The sequence below is a fragment of the Klebsiella sp. I138 genome, assembly GCF_051131765.1.
GTDB lineage: Bacteria > Pseudomonadota > Gammaproteobacteria > Enterobacterales > Enterobacteriaceae > Klebsiella.
The window spans coordinates 414,463-432,215 of record NZ_CP180447.1; the positions used below are offsets into that span (position 1 = coordinate 414,463).

Annotated in this window: 16 protein-coding genes and 1 riboswitch; of the genes, 7 read left to right on the plus strand and 9 right to left on the minus strand. The window is 57.6% G+C overall.

All coding sequences use genetic code 11. The features are described 5' to 3' along the window. Positions 1–9: 9 nt before the first annotated feature. Positions 10–951: a LysR family transcriptional regulator gene (locus ACMYSK_RS01870; RefSeq protein ID WP_434639785.1), complete on the plus strand. Its 942-nt coding sequence runs from the start codon at positions 10–12 to the stop codon at positions 949–951. Here the strand turns inward: ACMYSK_RS01870 and ACMYSK_RS01875 are convergent. Then, the gene (locus tag ACMYSK_RS01875) at positions 935–1,357 is read right to left on the minus strand and encodes a universal stress protein (RefSeq protein WP_434639787.1); all 423 of its coding nucleotides are present in this window, start codon (positions 1,355–1,357) and stop codon (positions 935–937) included. The genes ACMYSK_RS01870 and ACMYSK_RS01875 overlap by 17 nt on opposite strands. 203 nt (positions 1,358–1,560) lie before the next feature. After that, positions 1,561–3,537, minus strand: a complete 1,977-nt coding sequence (locus tag ACMYSK_RS01880; RefSeq protein WP_434639789.1) for an alkyl/aryl-sulfatase — start codon at positions 3,535–3,537, stop codon at positions 1,561–1,563. A gap of 216 nt (positions 3,538–3,753) precedes the next feature. Between ACMYSK_RS01880 and ACMYSK_RS01885 the strand changes: the two genes are divergently transcribed. The 4 genes from ACMYSK_RS01885 (at position 3,754) to ACMYSK_RS01900 (ending at position 7,018) form a co-directional block, all read left to right on the plus strand. Continuing rightward, on the plus strand, positions 3,754–4,389 hold the full coding sequence (locus ACMYSK_RS01885) for a helix-turn-helix domain-containing protein (RefSeq protein WP_434639791.1): 636 nt from the start codon (positions 3,754–3,756) through the stop codon (positions 4,387–4,389). 135 nt (positions 4,390–4,524) lie between these two features. After that, a riboswitch (TPP riboswitch) is annotated at positions 4,525–4,621 on the plus strand. A 35-nt stretch (positions 4,622–4,656) separates the two neighbouring features. Then, the gene (gene thiM, locus ACMYSK_RS01890) at positions 4,657–5,430 is read left to right on the plus strand and encodes a hydroxyethylthiazole kinase (protein ID WP_434639793.1); all 774 of its coding nucleotides are present in this window, start codon (positions 4,657–4,659) and stop codon (positions 5,428–5,430) included. Then, positions 5,430–6,230 (plus strand): bifunctional hydroxymethylpyrimidine kinase/phosphomethylpyrimidine kinase, encoded by an 801-nt coding sequence (gene thiD, locus ACMYSK_RS01895; RefSeq protein ID WP_434643747.1) that lies wholly within the window; start codon positions 5,430–5,432, stop codon positions 6,228–6,230. The genes thiM and thiD overlap by 1 nt, the downstream gene beginning before the upstream one ends. Positions 6,231–6,271: 41 nt before the next feature. Next, positions 6,272–7,018 carry a GntR family transcriptional regulator gene (locus ACMYSK_RS01900; protein WP_434639795.1) on the plus strand — a complete coding sequence of 249 codons (747 nt, stop codon included), beginning with the start codon at positions 6,272–6,274 and terminating at the stop codon, positions 7,016–7,018. Here the strand turns inward: ACMYSK_RS01900 and ACMYSK_RS01905 are convergent. The 3 genes from ACMYSK_RS01905 to ACMYSK_RS01915 are packed head-to-tail and all read right to left on the minus strand — an operon-like array spanning position 6,992 to position 10,232. Then, positions 6,992–7,957 (minus strand): PfkB family carbohydrate kinase, encoded by a 966-nt coding sequence (locus tag ACMYSK_RS01905; protein WP_434639796.1) that lies wholly within the window; start codon positions 7,955–7,957, stop codon positions 6,992–6,994. The two genes, ACMYSK_RS01900 and ACMYSK_RS01905, sit on opposite strands and share 27 nt — an antisense overlap. Continuing rightward, positions 7,954–8,958, minus strand: coding sequence for an ADP-ribosylglycohydrolase family protein (locus ACMYSK_RS01910; protein WP_434639797.1), 1,005 nt, complete (start codon positions 8,956–8,958; stop codon positions 7,954–7,956). Before ACMYSK_RS01910 ends, ACMYSK_RS01905 begins: the two co-directional genes overlap by 4 nt. Continuing rightward, entirely contained in the window at positions 8,955–10,232 is a 1,278-nt protein-coding gene (locus tag ACMYSK_RS01915; protein ID WP_434639799.1) for a nucleoside permease, read from the minus strand. Before ACMYSK_RS01915 ends, ACMYSK_RS01910 begins: the two co-directional genes overlap by 4 nt. A gap of 247 nt (positions 10,233–10,479) precedes the next feature. Between ACMYSK_RS01915 and fbaB the strand changes: the two genes are divergently transcribed. Then, positions 10,480–11,532, plus strand: a complete 1,053-nt coding sequence (fbaB, locus tag ACMYSK_RS01920) for a class I fructose-bisphosphate aldolase (protein WP_434639801.1) — start codon at positions 10,480–10,482, stop codon at positions 11,530–11,532. Positions 11,533–11,585: 53 nt separating this feature from the next. Here fbaB and ACMYSK_RS01925 read toward each other — a convergent pair whose 3' ends face one another. The 3 genes from ACMYSK_RS01925 to ACMYSK_RS01935 all read right to left on the minus strand — a co-directional run bounded on the left by ACMYSK_RS01925 (position 11,586) and on the right by ACMYSK_RS01935 (position 15,343). Beyond that, complete coding sequence (locus ACMYSK_RS01925) at positions 11,586–12,860, minus strand: RbtT/DalT/CsbX family MFS transporter (RefSeq protein WP_434639803.1); 1,275 nt, start codon at positions 12,858–12,860, stop codon at positions 11,586–11,588. 93 nt (positions 12,861–12,953) lie between these two features. Beyond that, a complete protein-coding gene (locus ACMYSK_RS01930; protein WP_434639805.1) occupies positions 12,954–14,561 on the minus strand; it encodes an FGGY-family carbohydrate kinase in 1,608 nt (535 codons plus the stop codon). 32 nt (positions 14,562–14,593) lie between these two features. Further along, on the minus strand, positions 14,594–15,343 hold the full coding sequence (locus ACMYSK_RS01935) for an SDR family oxidoreductase (RefSeq protein WP_434639807.1): 750 nt from the start codon (positions 15,341–15,343) through the stop codon (positions 14,594–14,596). Positions 15,344–15,611: 268 nt separating this feature from the next. On the opposite strand from ACMYSK_RS01935, the gene ACMYSK_RS01940 reads away from it, so the two are divergent. Continuing rightward, positions 15,612–16,622, plus strand: a complete 1,011-nt coding sequence (locus ACMYSK_RS01940) for a LacI family DNA-binding transcriptional regulator (RefSeq protein ID WP_434639809.1) — start codon at positions 15,612–15,614, stop codon at positions 16,620–16,622. 31 nt (positions 16,623–16,653) lie between these two features. On the opposite strand, the gene ACMYSK_RS01945 is transcribed toward ACMYSK_RS01940, so the two are convergent. Beyond that, a complete protein-coding gene (locus tag ACMYSK_RS01945) occupies positions 16,654–17,595 on the minus strand; it encodes a sugar-binding transcriptional regulator (protein ID WP_434639811.1) in 942 nt (313 codons plus the stop codon). Between the last annotated feature and the right edge of the window lie 158 nt (positions 17,596–17,753).

Sequence of the window (17,753 nt, forward strand, 5' to 3'; positions counted from 1 at the left end):
AAGAATAAGATGACCGAACCGTGGCAGCGCCTGCCCGCGCTTTCTCTCAAGCAGCTACAGTATTTTGTGACCCTGGCGGAGCTGCGTCATTTTACCGATACCGCCAACCGTCTGGCCATCAGCCAACCGGCGCTGAGCAGCGCGCTGCGGCAAATCGAAACGGTGCTGGGTGGCAAACTGGTGAACCGGACGGCCTCCTCGGTCACGCTGACCGAGCTGGGGGCCGCTATTCTGCCGCACGCCCGGCGCGTATTGAGCGTGGCTCAGCTGGCGTTTCACGATATGGAACAGATCGTGGCGGCCGGCGGCGATGGTACCGTACGTATCGGCCTGGTGCCCTCGGTGAGTTCGCTGCTTTTTCCGCTCCTGCCCCAGGTCCTGGCGCAGACCTTTCCCCGACTGCGGGTGGAATTCCACGACCAGACCAACGATGCGCTGGTGCGTGAGCTGGAAAGCGGGAAGATTGATTTCGGCATCGGCGCCATCGACAGCTCGTTACCGGCTACGCTACAGGTCTATCCGCTGCGTGAAGACCCGTTTGTGGCGGTACTGCACGGCGATGATCCGCTGGCTGACCAGCCGCACCTGCCGTGGAAGCTCCTGGCCGGGCGCGATATTGCGGTATTCTCGAAAGGAAATATTCAGCGCCTCGTTGGAGCGCTGGCGGAAAGCCATCGCCTGACGCTGAATACGCGTTATCAGGTGGATTATATTGAAACGCTGTATGGTCTGGTGCGCTCGCGGCTGGCGATTGCCATCCTGCCTGAGCTGTATACCACCCATCTGCAGGACCCGGCGTTGAAGATCGCGCACCTCCAGCAGCCAGCGCTGGCGCGTACCGTTGCGTTAATGCGCGGACCACAGCCGCTGCCGCCGCTGATTGAGCAGTGCTTTTCTCTGCTGCTCAATTCACTACGCGAATCGGCCGCGCGGCTCAGGGCAGATGCTTGATCAGCACGTCGATCGTCAGATGATTAATATACTCCAGCGAATGGGACGCTATGACCCCCAGTAGACGGTTATGATGCCCGGCGATAATCAGATCAATACCCCGCTGGTTGACGCAGGCTTCGACATCTTCGAAGCGGCGGGTGGTGACCAGCGACAGAGTTTGTACGGGCAGTGAGACGCTGGCCGCCAGCTCATTAAGCAGCACTTTCGCCTGAATCACCTCTTGAGAGACGTCATCATCGAGCAGGCTATCGGAGACGTAATTCAGCGCCCGATAGTCGGTGCTGATATGCGCAAGCGTGATGCGCATAGCGCTCTCTTCCGCCATTCTGGCCGCATGCTGTAGCAGTGGAATACCGTCCTGGCTGCTGTTAATCAGTACCAGGGCATGGTGATAAACGGGCATAGCCGTACCTCGACGAGTGGTGTCACCGGGAAGGTAGCTCCCTGATGTTCATTTTGTGCCCGCCGCGGTGGGAATGCAAATGGCGCGATGTGCATCGCGCGGTCCGCCGTCTGGCGAAGCGTCACCGGGGAGGCACGGTGGAAAAAGGTAAAAAAATACCCCACAGCCGAAGGCTGCGGGGCAGGGCAGGATTGCCGGGGAGATTACGGTGTGACGATGTTGAACCAGAACTCAAACTTGTCCATGTAGCTCAGCATTTCGTCCAGCTTCGCGCCATTACCGGTAATTTTCACGTCGCCTTTCTCTTCAGCCTGCTTCAGGGTTTCCTGCTTCAGGATGATTTTGTTTAACGTGTCGCGGTTCAGCGTGATGTTGGCATCGGCGTCTTTCGCTACCACGTTGGCGGTGTGGTTGAGCACGCCGTTTTCCAGCTCCAGCTTATACTTCCCGCCGTCTTTCCCGAGATCGATATTGAAGACCGCTTTTGCATTGCCGGCCTTCACGCCGTCAATATGCACGCCCAGATAATCGAAGAACATCTCCGGCGTCATCGCCCGCACCGTATCCGGGCTGGCGGTGTTTGGCGTAGGCAGCTTCTGCACGCCGTTACGCAGTTCCTGCGCGCCGGTCAGGTAGAAGTTACGCCACGGACCGGATTCGGCCTGGTAGCCCATCTGCTCCAGCGCATCAGCCTCCAGGTTACGTGCTTCCTGGTTTTTCGGGTCAGCAAAGACCACTTTGCTGGTGACCTGCGCGACCCAGCGGTAGTTACCCTGGCTGTAATCTTCTTTGGCTTTTTTCAGCACGTTGCTCGCGCCACCCATATATTCGACAAACTTCTTCGCCGCCTGCTCCGGTGCCAGCTCGTCGAGGGTTGCCGGGTTGCCATCGAACCAGCCGAGATAGAACACGTAGGTGGCTTTCACATCATGACTCACCGAGCCATAGTAGCCGCGGCTTGCCCACTGTTTCTCCAGCGATGGCGGCAGCGTAAAGTTAGCCGCGATTTCATCGCGGGTCAGACCTTCGTTGGCCATACGCAGCGTCTGGTCATTGATGTAACGGTACATATCACGCTGACCTTTCATCAGCTTCACAATGTTGTCGTTACCCCAGGTTGGCCAGTGGTGCTGGGCAATAATAACTTCAGCATCGCTGCCCCAGCGGTCGATAGCGGCGTTGATGTATTTCGACCAGGCCAGCGGATCGCGGATTTTTGCGCCGCGCAGCGAGTAGGTATTGTGCAGCGTGTGGGTCACGTCTTCCGCTGCCTCAATCATTTTCTTCTCTTTGACGTACCACAGCATTTCGGACGGAGCCTCGGAGCCCGGCGCCATCATGAAGTCGTAGGTCAGGCCATCGATCACTTCTTCCTGGCCGGTATGCGTAATGTAGTTGGTCGGCTGTAGCAGCGTCACGGTACCGGCGGAGGTGGTGGTGCCCAGCCCGGCACCGACCTGGCCTTTGGCATCAGGTTTGAGCAGGTTGCCGTACATGTAGCTGGCGCGACGGCTCATGGCGTTACCGGCCATAATATTTTCGGAAACCGCTTCTTCCATAAATCCGGCCGGAGCGTAGATTTTCACTTTGCCTGACTTCACATCCGCTTCATCAACCACGCCGCGGATACCGCCGTAGTGGTCAACGTGGCTATGGGTAAACAGGACCGCGACGACCGGTTTTTTGCCACGGTTTTTGAAATACAGTTCCAGGCCTTCTTTGGCCGGTTCTGCGGACAGCAGCGGGTCAATAATCGTGATCCCTTTCTCGCCTTCCACGATAGTCATGTTGGAAAGGTCAAGGTTACGAATCTGGTAAACGCCGTCGGTCACTTTATACAGGCCGCTGATGTTAATCAGCTGCGACTGACGCCACAGGCTCGGGTTAACGGTTGCCGGAGCTTTTTCGCCTTCTTTGATGAAGTCGTACTTCGCCGGGTTCCAGATAACGTTACCCTGTTCGCCTTTAATGACTTCCTGGGGCAGAGCGGCGACAAAGCCTTTATGCGCATTTTCAAAGTCGGTTTTATCGGCAAACGGCAGCTTGTTATACAGTGCGTTATTTGCCTGCTGGGTGGCTTCGGTTGCCTCTTTCGGCATAATCTGCGCGAAAGCTGAAACGGACAGCGAAGTTAAAACACCGGCCAGCGCCAGATGTTTTGCGATCTGATTTAATTTCATTGAAGGGCCTCTTGGATAATTTTCGTCGGGCTCAAAGAATAATGTTGAAACGACGAAAGCAAATCTGGAGTAATTGCTGACCATTGTAAGGGAATCTTATGAGTGCGATAGTCCCATATGGGACTGGCCATCAATCAAAATGAAACCGCCGGGAATGAGCATGATGTTCGCTGCTATACTAAAGCCGACAGCAAAAGGCGTGAGAAGGGGAAGTGCGTGAATTTTCAGGAAATACATAGCTATTATCAAACGCTAAAAATAGACACCTATCTGGCGGGAATTACCGAGGAAGGTGAAACGCTATCCGTGTCGATAAATAAAAAATTAGAATTAAAGGCCGGATATATTTATTTTTGTATCGACGGTTCTTTATCGATGGTTATGCCCGATAACGGGCTGATTGTAGGGAATACAATTGAACATATGCCGGTCGGTTTGCTGGAAAGATATTGTCCATTAGCGAAATTTGAATATAGCGCGGTAACCGCGGTGGAGCTTATCAAAATAACGTATGAGGCGTTCGACCGTATTTTTATACAAAACAGCCCGCAGCGCGTTCAGGAGCTGGCGACCATCATGGCGTATATGACCATCTTCACCATCGATCTGCACCATGAACGGCGGCAGCTCACCAGCTATCAGACTATCCGGCCGATGTTGTTTCGCTATCTCTACCGTCAGCAAGCGCACAAAGGTGAAAATGAAGGACTGGCGCTGTTTATCATTAAGCGAACGAACCTGTCGCGCACGCACGTTTTCCGGGTGCTGGCCGATCTGAAAGCCGGGGGCTACATCACGATGGTAAGAGGCAAACTGGTCTCCATCGACCGGCCACTGCCGGAAGAATATTAGGGTGGCTGCCGGGGTGGCGTTTTCTGCTGGATCGGTGACGATGTGGCAGCGTATTTTCGAAAGCGCGCCCGACATCAGGTGCTTGCGTCAGGCGTCGGCTTACCGTAACCTGCCTGCCGAGAAGATAGATATCTTCTCGATGACTCGGGGTGCCCTTCTGCGTGAAGGCTGAGAAAAACCCGTACCACCTGATCTGGATAATGCCAGCGTAGGGAAGTCAGAGACCCATTGGGTCGTTGCTTCTTCACCGCCTGGCTGGAGCAAACGATGCAAGCTGAGCCTCTCAATCCCGCGCACATAGCGCATCTGCAACATCTCTTTCGCCGTCATTCTCCCCTTGTTCACTGTATGACCAATGATGTGGTACAGACCTTTACTGCTAACGTACTGCTGGCGATCGGCGCCTCTCCGGCGATGGTGATTGACCCGCAGGAAGCGAGCCAGTTTGCGGCCATTGCCGATGCATTGCTGATTAACGTCGGAACCCTGACCATCGAGCGCGCAGAGGCTATGCGTGCCGCGGCGCTCAGTGCGCAAAGCGCGGGTAAGCCGTGGGCGCTGGATCCGGTGGCCGTCGGAGCGTTAACGTTGCGTAGCGAATTTTGCCATGAGCTGCTGAGCCTGCACCCGGCCGCCATTCGCGGCAACGCTTCCGAGATTATGGCGCTGGCGGGAATGAGCGCCGGTGGGCGCGGCGTGGACACCACCGATACCGCCGCCGCGGCGCTGCCTGCCGCTCAGGCGCTGGCGCGACAGATCAATACCATCGTCGCGGTAACCGGCGAAGTGGATTACATCACCGACGGGCAGCGCACGCGTACGGTCAGCGGCGGGGATGTCCTGATGACGCGGGTGGTGGGTACCGGCTGTGCGCTCTCTGCCGTGGTGGCGGCCAGTACCGCGATGCCCGGCGACCGCCTTGAAAACGTTGCGGCGGCCTGCGGCCTGATGAAACAGGCGGGAGGCGCGGCAGCGCTCGGCAGAGGTCCGGGCAGTTTTACTCCGGCGTTTCTTGACGCGCTGTACGGGGAGAACAAATGATGAAACGAATTAATGCGCTGACCATTGCCGGCACCGACCCCAGCGGCGGTGCGGGGATCCAGGCCGACCTGAAAACCTTCTCTGCGCTGGGAGCCTATGGCTGCTCGGTGATCACTGCGCTGGTGGCGCAAAATACTCGTGGCGTGCAGTCGGTCTATCGTATCGATCCTGATTTTGTTGCCGCGCAGCTGGATTCAGTATTCAGCGACGTCCGTATCGATACGACGAAAATTGGCATGCTGGCAGAAACGGATATCGTCGAAGCCGTGGCGGAACGTTTAGCGCGCTATCAGATAGAGAACGTCGTCCTGGATACGGTCATGCTGGCGAAAAGTGGCGATCCGCTGCTCTCGGCTTCAGCGGTGGAGACCTTACGCACCCGGCTCCTGCCGCGGGTTTCGCTGATCACACCGAATCTGCCGGAAGCGGCGGCGCTGCTGGATGCACCGCATGCGCAAAGTGAAAAAGAGATGCTCGAACAGGGGCGGGCGCTGCTGGCGATGGGCTGTGGCGCGGTGCTGATGAAAGGCGGTCATCTCGATAACGCGGAAAGCCCGGACTGGTTGTTTACCCGCGAAGGCGAACAGCGGTTTACCGCACCGCGCGTCCAGACTAAAAATACCCACGGTACCGGATGTACGCTCTCTGCGGCGCTGGCGGCCCTGCGCCCGCGCTATAGCGACTGGGGACAGACGGTGGCCGAGGCGAAAGGCTGGCTCTCTGCGGCGCTGGCGCAGGCGGATTCGCTGGAGGTGGGCCACGGTATTGGACCGGTTCACCATTTCCACGCGTGGTGGTAAGCCTGATATACTGGCGTGAGAATTCTGCCAGGAAAAGATAAATGGAACAGGCGCATACCCGGTTAATTACCCAGCTTGTTGAACGGATTGCGGCAGCGGATAACGCGCCGCTCTATCTGAAGTTTGCCGACACGATCAAGGATGCCGTGCGCAGCGGCTGGCTGGAAAATGGCAATATTCTTCCCGGTGAACGCGATCTCAGCCAGCTCACCGGCGTGTCGCGTATTACCGTACGCAAAGCGCTCCAGCTGCTGGAAGATGAAGGCGTGGTGACCCGTTCGCGCGGTTACGGGACGCAAATCAACAACATCTTCGAGTATTCCCTGAAAGAAGCTCGCGGCTTTACCCAGCAGGTGGTTTTGCGCGGTAAGAAGCCGGATACGCTGTGGGTGAACAAGCGTATTGTCAAATGTCCGGAAGAAGTTGCCCAGCAGCTGGCAATCGCGGCGGGCAGCGAAGTGTTTATGCTCAAGCGCATTCGGTATGTTGATGAGGACGCCGTGTCGCTTGAAGAGTCCTGGGTGCCTGCACATCTGATTCATGATGTGGATGCGATCAGCGTCTCGCTGTACGACTACTTCCGCAGCCAGCAGATCCTGCCGCAGCGAACCCGCTCACGCGTCAGCGCCCGGATGCCGGACGCCGAATTCCAGGCGCATATTAAGATGGACAGTGCTATCCCGGTGCTGGTGATCAAACAGGTGGCCCTCGATCAGCACCAGCACCCCATCGAATACAGCATCAGCTACTGCCGTAGCGACCTATACGTTTTTGTGTGCGAGGAGTAGCGCTTCGCGGTCCGGGGCGCAATCGCCGCCCCGATGGCCCACGACCCAGGCGGCAACGGCGTTCCCCAGCGTAACCGCCTCTCCCAGGCTCCAGCCAGCGGCCAGCCCGGCAAGCGTCCCGCCGGCGTGGCTGTCACCCGCGCCAATCGTATCAACCACCGTGGTCGGGAAAGGGGCGGCGAGGCCGCTTTCCTGCGGGCTGAAATACCAGGCGCCTTCTTTATCCAGACGCACAATCAGCGGTGCGGCATATTTATTCAGCCAGGCGGCGCCAAATTCGCTGACCTGGGGAGAAAACCCATTGGCATCGGCCGCGATCGCGGCTTCCTGCCGGTTGACGGAGACCAGCGGCTTAAGGGCCATCAGGCGCGTCATCAGCGCTTCGGGAATATCGGCAATCCGCGGGCCAAAGTCGATAAACGCGCTGACCCCGGACTGCCGCTCCAGCCAGGCCACCAGTCGTTCACCGCTGGCGGATGCCAGCTGATAACCGGAAAGGTAGACCAGACTGCCGGGCGGTGAGTACAGCGGTTTGAGCCACGCGTCGCACCATTGGTTTTCCACGCCGCTGAAGGACATAAAGGTCCGTTCGCCGTCTGGCTCAACCAGCGCCAGGCACCAGCCATTGTCCCCGTCGGCCTGGGTGATGACGCTCGCTAACCCCTCCTTGGCCAGCCGGTGGCGGATAATTTCCGCCCACACCCCCTGGCCAATCGGCAGCGCGTTTTGGGATTCGATCCCCAGCCTTTTTAACGCCACGGCGATGTTCAGCGCGCAGCCACCAACGTTCACGCTCTGCTGTTGCAGCTCGATATCACACCCGCGCCAGGGCAGGGCATACGCGTCGGCAATCACATCAATCACCGCCGCGCCAAGGACGGTGACCGGGCGTTGTGCTCTCAGCGTGGCCAGTTTGTCCGTTAACTGTTGGGCATTCATTCGGCCTCCCGCTGCTGGCGATAATGCATCAGGGCATCGGCATAGCGCGTGAAGTCCAGTTTGTTGACGTCGTCCAGGCGCGCCTTCAACGCGCCATCGATGGCTGACACACCGTGTAAAGCGCCGCAAATCGCCGTCGCCATGGCCCCGATAGTATCGGTATCGCCGCCAAGATTGGCACAGAGAATAGCGCAGCGGTTAGGGTCAGTACCGGCCAGTTCAACCATCGCTATTGCGCACGGCACGGATTCAATGGTGCTGGTCCCGGCGCCGATGAGCTGATAGAGCCGCTCGCTGGCGGACTCCAGACCATCAGCTTCTCGCACGGTCCGTAATGCCAGCTCAATACGCAGCGCCAGTGAAGCGCTAAACGTGGTGGTCCGCATTTCCTGTGCGTGACGTGCCACGCCCGGCAGGGCGTCAACAATCGCTGACCAGTCGGCGCCGTCCACGGCTCGCGAGATAGCCCAGGCGATAACCGTAGCGCCCGCAATCGCTAAATCAGATTTGTGCGTCGGGCTGGAGGCTGCCGCCACCTCGCCGATAAACGCGTCAAGATTCCCGCCCGGCAGCAGGCAACCCAGCGGAGAGGCGCGCATTGCCGCGCCGTTGGTGACGCCGTTATTATCCAGTTCGCTGACCGGCTTACCGCTGCGAATCGCGTTGAGGGCAATTTTCGATGTCGGCCCCAGGACATTTTTATTGAACGCATCGAAGCCTTCGGCCCAGCGCAGAATATGTCGGCCAATCACATCCGGCACGATCTGCCCGTCGCATTCCATGATGGCGTCGGCAAGGCACAGGGCCATCGATGTGTCATCGGTAAATTCCGCCTCGGCAAAGTAGCAGGCGGCATTATTCTCCGCCGGGCCAGGCAGGAAGCGGTCGATCCAGCCAAAATGGGCTTTCACCCGCGATCGTGGCCATAGCTCCGATGGCATGCCCATCGCATCCCCTAACGCCTGCCCGTAAAGAGCACCGAGAATACGTTCTGCTTTCATTTCACTTCCCCTTGTTTAAGCTCAGCATTTTGCGTGTCTACGTCGATGGTCGTAATCTCTTTGTCCGATTCACGGAAAAACACCATGAACAACACGGCGATAACGGCAATCATGACTGCGCCGAACGTCCACATGCCCGCCCAGTTGAAGGTGAGGCCGTTGACGGGAGGCGATAAGGCGAACATTTTTTCCATCATCACGCCGCCGAGGCGGTAGCCGAGCAGGCTACCAAAGCCCTGGCAGCACAGCGTGATTAAGCCTTGTGCCGCATTGCGCATCGACACCGGCGCCTTCTTGTCGACGTAGATATAGGCGGTGACGTAGTAAAAATCGTAGCTGACGCCGTGCAGCAGAATACCGAGGAACATCAGCGTATAGGTGAAATAGTTCTCCGCGCCGCCGAAGACGAAAAAGCCATAGCGAATCGCGGCGGTAATCAGACCAAGAAGCAGAACCTTTTTAATACCAAACCGTTTAGTAAAGAACGGCAGTGCCAGCATAAAGAAGATTTCAGAGAACTGGCCGAGGGTCATCCATCCGGTGGCGTTTTTCATGCCGGCTTCGGTGAGATAGCCGTTAGCGAAAATGTAATAGAAGGCCAGGGGCATGGCGAACAGGAAAGAGCAGAAGAAAAAGACGAGGAAGTTCTTGTCCCGCAGCAGGATCAACGCATCCAGGCCCAGCATCACTTTCAGGTCCAGTTTGCCACTGCTTTTCGGTGGTGTATCCGGCAGAAACAGCGCAAACACGCCGAGCAAGGCAGAGCTGCCGGCAGCGATCAACAGCGGCACGTTGGTGGGTGAAATATCGCTCAGCCCGAGCATCTGCGGTAAAAAACCGCACACCAGCCCGGAGCCGATCCAGCCGATCGTTCCCATCACCCTAATCCGCGGGAAGTCGCGCTCAACGTCCGCCACGTTAGAAAATGCGATGCCGTTGGTCAGGGCGATAGTCGGCATATAGGTCAACGAGTAGGCAAGCAGAAGTGGGAAAAATCCGCTGAAGGTCGTCTGCTGTGCGGCGAAGTACATCAATATCGCCCCGGCGAACATCAGCACCGCCAGTACTTTTTGCGCGGAGAAAAAGCGGTCAGTCAGCGAGCCCACCAGGATTGGCGACAGAATTGCCGCGATGGCGGTACAGGCGTAGGACCAGCCGATTTCACCGGCGCTGAAGCCGCTCTTACTCAGCCACAGCCACAGAGGGACAAACCAGGCGCCCCAGATAAACCACTCAACGAACATCATGAACGACAGCTTTGCTGTAGTTTTCATCTTTGGATCCTTCATGACAGGTAGGGTACGCCTTTAAGATACCATTTGATAATACCTTTAAAATACCTTTGGGTGGATTGTTTGAGCAAGGTAACACTTTTTGTCCCTGAATCGTGCCAGCCGACATAGCTTAAAAATGCGATCCCGGCTGGAAAATATGTGAAGTCGGTACCAGGCTTAACCTGCCCAAATAATTGGGTCAGGATAATACATGCCGGCCGCCGCCGGCACTTACGGGAGCATAGCTATGACTGATATTACGCAGTTGCTTGGCAAAGATGCCGACAGCCTTTTACAGCACCGTTGTATGACCATTCCAGCTGACCAGCTTTATCTGCCGGGGGCGGATTATGTTGATCGGGTTATGGTGGATAACAATCGTCCGCCGGCGGTGCTGCGTAATATGCAAACCCTGTACAACACGGGGCGCCTGGCCGGAACCGGATATCTCTCCATCCTGCCGGTTGACCAGGGCGTAGAACACTCGGCGGGCGCCTCTTTTGCCGCCAACCCGCTGTACTTTGATCCGAAAAATATCGTCGAACTGGCTATCGAAGCCGGTTGTAACTGCGTAGCGTCCACCTATGGCGTGCTGGCCTCGGTATCGCGTCGCTATGCGCACCGCATTCCCTTCCTGGTCAAGCTGAATCACAACGAGACCCTGAGTTACCCGAATACCTTCGACCAGACGCTGTACGCCAGCGTGGAGCAGGCATTCAATATGGGAGCCGTAGCGGTAGGGGCGACGATCTATTTCGGTTCTGAAGAGTCGCGCCGGCAGATCGAAGAGATCTCCGCGGCGTTCGAACGCGCGCATGAACTGGGCCTGGTAACCGTGCTGTGGGCCTATCTGCGCAACCCGGCATTTAAGAAAGATGGCGTCGATTACCATGTTTCGGCCGATTTAACCGGGCAGGCTAACCACCTGGCAGCCACCATTGGCGCCGATATCGTGAAGCAGAAAATGGCGGAAAATAACGGCGGCTATAAAGCGGTGAACTTCGGTTATACCGACGATCGCGTCTATAGCAAGCTGACCTCGGAAAACCCGATCGATCTGGTGCGTTACCAGCTGGCTAACTGCTATATGGGGCGCGCCGGGTTAATTAACTCCGGCGGCGCGGCGGGCGGTGAAACGGACCTGTCGGATGCGGTACGCACGGCGGTTATCAATAAGCGTGCAGGCGGGATGGGGCTGATTCTCGGTCGTAAAGCCTTTAAGAAATCGATGGGCGACGGCGTGAAGTTAATCAACGCCGTCCAGGATGTGTATCTTGATGGCAAAGTGACTATTGCCTGAGTCGGAACAAAAAACGGTGCAAACCCCTCTGCGTTCAGAGGGGTTTTTTAGTTTCAGGAGATGCTGGCCTTCAGTGAGACGGCGGTCGAACCAGACAGACCCGGTTGTTCAACGCGAATAAACGCGCAGAGGAAAAAGGCCAGCACGTACAGCACGGTGTAGGCCACCACCACCCCAATCGTGCTGAAGTACGGCAGCAGCACTACCGCAATCGCCGGCGCGAGGAAGTTCGACAGCCCCGCCGACAGGTTGTAGACCGAAATCGCCGCCCCCTTGTGCTGTGGCTCCAGCGCCGGGAATACCGCCGCCATCGGAACAAACGCCGCCACAAAAATCCCCAGCGCGATTGCCGGTATCAGCGCCATGGCAAAGTTATGTCCGAAGTGCTGCGGGATGGAGTAAAACGCCAGGCTCGACAGCGCCATGCCGAGGCAGCCAAACCAGCGAATGACTTTCATCCAGCCCATTTTTTCTGCCACGATCCCCCAGAACACGTTGGAGAAAATGGTGGTGAAGAAGAAGGCCGCCCACACCTGGAGCCACTCTGAGGTGGTGAAACCCAGCTCATCGACAAACATCAGTGGCATGATCACCGCAAAACCGAACAGCGACAGGGTGTTGATAATGCGCACCATGCTGGAGAGCAGGATATTGCGGTTGGTGTAGAGCAGCGTGGCGGCGCGCCCCAGCTCGGCAAACTTCTGCCGGGTGGTGAGGTTCTGCATATGGCGCGGCGTCTGAATATGGCGCAGCGACACCAGCGCGATAATCCCGCCGGTCACGCAGAACACCAGCGCCAGCCACAGGGTGCCCAGCTCGCCGATATGCGGGATGGTAAAGCTCGGGATATAGCTGCCGAACACGCCAATACCAACCGAGTACACCGCCCAGAACCAGCCCAGCGCCGAACTGGCGCTGTCGCTTTTCACGTTATGCACGATGGCGACGATAAAGGAGTAAAGGAACAGCGGGTAGGCCAGGCCGCGGATACCGTAGAACAGCAGGATCAGCGGGTAGTTGGCGTGGCCGAGGCCGAAGACCAGGAACAGCACGTGGAACACACACCAGAGCACGAAGCCAATGAGCATCGTTTTCTGCGGGGTGATGATCTCGGCGACCACGCCGGAGACCCACGCCGACAGGGCGGCGGCAAGGCCATACAGGGTAAAGGCGAAGGAGGCCTGGGCCGGGGAAAAACCCAGCTCCTTGATGTAGTGCGACAGGAAAGCCAGCTCAAAGCCGTCGCCGGTCATAAACACGGCGATGGCGATGTATCCCCATATCAGATTCAGCGGCAGACCGAACCACTGTTTGCTATTCACGGACATAATGACCTCGTTTTTCAGGGTACAGGAAGCCACTCCGGTGCAGTCACCGGAGGGTTTTTATTATTAAAAGAGTGGGGTCGGGCGTCGGGGGGGCTATTCCCGAATCAGCCGGGCGGCCTGTTGCAGCGCCAGATAAGCCTCGTAGCGGCGCTGATGAAGCGGCTGATACTGCGTGGTACAGCGATAGGTTTTATCCACCTGGGTAAATTGCTTCATGGCCTCCGGCAGCGAGGCGGAAACCCGACCGGCTACGGCGCCAAGAATGGCCGAACCGAGCAGTACCGGTTCACTGCATTCGGTGCTCACAATGGTCATGCCGCAGGCATCGGCCAGCAGCTGGCGAACTAACGGGTGCTGCCCCGCGCCGCCGCTGATAACGATATTTTCGCTGGTAATCCCGCAGGCATTCTGCGCGTCAACGATCTGTCGCAGACCGTAGCCGATCCCGCATAATCCCGCGACGTAGAGCGCAAGCAGGTTGTCCAGATCCCGCTCCATACCTAATCCGGCAACGATCGCTCTGGCATCCGGGTCCGCCAGCGGCGCGCGGTTGCCTAAGAATTCCGGCACCACATGAAGCCCGGCGGCAAGTCCGGCGGCCTCGGAAGGAGTCGCCACCTGGGCCAGCACCCGGTCGGCGAGATAGACCGGTAGTGCGACGCCTGCTTCCTGCGCCAGCTCGCGCGCCTGTGCGGCAGCCGGATGGAAACTTAACAGCTGGTCGATGGCGGCGCCTGCCGCGCTTTGCCCGCCTTCGCTCAGCCACAGGCCCGGTACCATGGCAGAGTAGTATGGCCCCCAGACGCCGGGTACGAAGACGGCGTTTTGCGTGGTGGTCATGGTGCAGGAGGAGGTGCCAAAAACATAGGCCATATTGTTGATAGCACCATCAAGGACCCCTACGGTACCGATACCGCCAGCGTGGGCGTCAATCATACCCACCGCAACCGGCGTACCGGCGGGAAGGCCCATCTCCTGCGCCGCCTCGGCAGCCAGCCCCTGACCACACGGCGTGCCCGGGTCAACAATGCGCTGGCCGATACGCGCAAAATCGTCATCGGCCAGATCTCCCAGACCAATCTGGCGGAAATAGCTGGCATCCCAACGCTGTTCATGGGCCAGATAGGTCCATTTACAGGTGACGGTGCACACCGACCGGGCTAAGTCGCCGGTGGCGCGCCAGGTCAGGTAATCCGCAAGGTCGAAAAAGTGACGCGCCTGCTGATAGATATGTGGCCGGTTCTCCTTGAGCCAGAGGATTTTTGGCGTTTCCATCTCCGGAGAAATTGTGCCGCCGACATACCGCAGCACGGAATGTCCGGTGGCGTTAATCTTTTCCGCCTGACCGGTGGCGCGGTGGTCCATCCAGACGATGATATTGCGATCCGGATCGTCGGAGGGGCCGACCGCCAGGGGTTCACCGTGTTCACCCACCACGACCAGCGAGCAGGTGGCGTCGAAACCAATACCGGCAACCGACTCCGGCGAGACGCCGGAATGCGCGACGGCGGTTTTAATACAGCTGCATACCGCCTGCCAAATCTCGCGGCTGGATTGCTCGACTACGCTTCCCGCACTGCGAAAGAGGGTGATTTCCCGCGTCGCATGGGCGAGGAGTTTGCCGTTAAGGTTGAAGATGCCGGCGCGTACGCTGCCGGAGCCGACATCGACGCCAATAATGGTTTGGGTATTGTCATTCATAAAGCCGTCCTTAAGCCTGCCGGGTTGAAGAGTCAGAGATCCACGCTGTTAGGCAGGATAACGAGATCGCGTACGGTCACATTTTTCGACCGCGTCACCATAAACAGGACGGACTCCGCGACTTCAATCGGCTGCATCAGGCTGCCGTTAGCCAGCGCCTCTTCCATTTTTTCTTTCGGCCAGTCGTCGAGCAAAGCGGTTACCACCGGGCCCGGTAAGACGGCGCCGACGCGCACGCCATACTGTGAAACCTGGCGACGGGTGGTGTGGACAAACGCCTGCACGGCGAATTTTGAGGCGGTGTAAATCGGTTCCCAGATAACCGGTACGACGCCGGCGATGGAGCTGGTAAAGATGATGTCACCGGATTTTTGCGCAATCAGATGCGGCAGCACGCTACGTACGCAGCGGAAGGCGGCATTGGTGTTGAGATGAAGGACGCGATCCCAGACGTCCGGGTCTCCTTCGGCGACCGGCCCGCCGATGTAAGCCCCGGCGTTGGCGTGGAAAATATCCAGCCGCCCGGTGAGATTCAAAATGCCGGCAAGAATGTTGTCGACCTGATCGGCCTGCATTAAATCCACCTGCAGGGCGAAGGCGTTTTCACCGAGTTCGGCCACAATCTTAGTTAACTTTTCACCTTCTCGGTCGATCAGCACCACTTTGGCGCCCGCCGAGAGCAGGGTTCTGGCGCATTCGAGGCCGATGCCGGATGCCGCACCGGTGACGGCGGCGACTTTACCATTGAGAGAAGTATTCATAGAGGATACGGAGTGGTTCATTTTATAATCCTTCATTGAGTCTGTTTTGGTAAATCGATCTGGTCCTCGATAAGCATGGGCCAGCGTTGATGTTATGCATGAAAAATTGTTAAGGTGTTGAATAAAAGCGTTATTTATAAATGCACGCTGAAAATTGAGCGATGAATAACGTCATTCGCCATGGAGCATAATGGTTGCTCAATCGATGAAGCTAATGTTGCTCCAGCTTCATCGATTGAGCAAGTGGGGAAATTAACAGCGAAATGAATTTGTGACGCAAGTTGGGAAAATGAAAAAAATCACTATCTACGATCTGGCGGAATTATCCGGCGTTTCGGCCAGCGCGGTCAGCGCTATCCTCAATGGCAACTGGAAAAAACGCCGTATCAGCGCAAAACTTGCGGAAAAAGTGACGAAGATTGCTGAAGAGCAGGGCTATGCGATAAACCGCCAGGCCAGCATGCTGCGCAGCAAAAAGTCACATGTGATCGGCATGATTGTTCCCAAATACGATAACCGTTACTTCGGCTCCGTTGCGGAAAGCTTTGAAGAGATGGCGCGCGAGCGCGGTCTGCTGCCGATTATCACCTGTACCCGCCGCCGCCCGGAGCTGGAAATAGAAGCGGTGAAGGCGATGCTCTCATGGCAGGTGGATTGGGTCGTCGCGACCGGGGCGACGAACCCGGATAAAATTGCCGAACTCTGTCAGCAGGCGGGCGTGCCGACCGTTAATCTCGACCTGCCGGGTTCGCTGGCGCCGTCAGTCATCTCGGACAACTACGCCGGGGCTAAAGCGCTGACGGACAAGATCCTCGACAACAGCGCCAGGCGTCATGGCAGGCTGGCGCCGTTGACCTTCGTCGGCGGGCGCAGCAGTGACCACAATACCTTTGAACGTCTGCGTGGCTTTCGCGATGCGCACCTGGCGCGAGGCCTGAGCGTTCCCGATGAGAACGTGCTGGCTCCCGGCTATTCAAAGGGTAAAGTGGAGGCCTGTATGCAGGCCCGGTTCAATACTCCGGAGGAACATCTGCAGGGGCTCTTCGTCAACTCGACGATCTCGCTGGAAGGGGTGGTCAGATGGCTGGCGCAGCTGGGATTAACCGGCACCGAGCAGCCGCCGATGGGCTGCTTCGACTGGGACCCGTTTGTCTACCTTCTCGGCCACGACATCGATATGGTGCAGCAGAATGTCCCGGCCATGCTGGAGGCGGTATTTGGCATTATTGATTCCGGCGATGCCAGCCAACAGCTGGTTGAAATCCCGCCGCTGCTCATCGGCAGCCGCGAACACGTCTGAATGTTACGCGGGGCGGCAGCAAGGGCTGCCGCTAGCGCGTCAGCAGCCAGCGGGCGGTATGTTCATCCGTGACCAGGCCGTTTATCCAGCCGCCTTTCAACGCCGCCAGAATGGCCGGGCGTTTATATTCTCCGCAGGCAACCGCAATACGTGGGCACTGATTCTGGCGAATATCGTAGCTGGTGATCATCCGGTTGATATTGCTCTCCACCACGCCGCCGTCGGCATCAATAAAGCGACCGAGGATCTCGCCAATTCCGCCCTGGGCCGTTAGCTCATCCAGCTGCGCCTGGTTGATAAAACCGTCCTTAAAGATCGGACTGTGAGTGCCGAGCGGGCCGATGCCGACGAAAATCACGTCCGCCTGCTGCGCCACGCCTGACACGTTGCGGAACAGGCGGCTGGTGCACCACATCTCATGCTCATCCACGGTTTGCGCATAGCGCGGTGCGGGCCATTGATAATATTTGGCCTGAATTTTCCGCGCCAGCAGCAGGGGAACATCGTCGTAGTAGTTGCACTGCCCGTCGGCATCCATGGCGCTAATCAGCGCCACGCAGCGCGTGTTCAGGCTGGCAAAGTCGATGCGCTGCATGGTTTTTTTCAGCGTCAGCCCGGAGCCGATGCCGATAATTTTTGCTTTATCATCCTGCATATAGCGGGCCATCAGCTGATAACAGCCAAATGAGACGCTGTCCAGGGTGCTTTCTTCGCTCCACGCAGGGACGATATTGCAGTCGATCAACTGATATTTTTCCTGCAGGAGCTGCGCGTAGTCGAGGCAGTTGGCCACCGGATGATGGAGGCCAATCGAGACAATCCCTTCTTCTTTGGCGGCGGCGATCATTCGCTGCACCACCGGCCTGGAGGTACCCAGCTGGCTGGCGATCTCGCTTTGATTCAGACCGGCAATGTAGTACATCCATGCGGCGCGGACCTTCTGATCCAGCCTGATATCATCTTCTTTACCCATGATTCCCTGCCTTAAGCGTGCGGTCAAAAATATGCCCGGCATCATTCAATACGCAGACGGGCCCCGGGGCCACGTGCAAACTCTGGGTTCGCGGTCTTTGCTGCCAGGAAACCTGCGTACTCAATAATGATTGAGGCTATAGCCGCATTCTCGCCGCG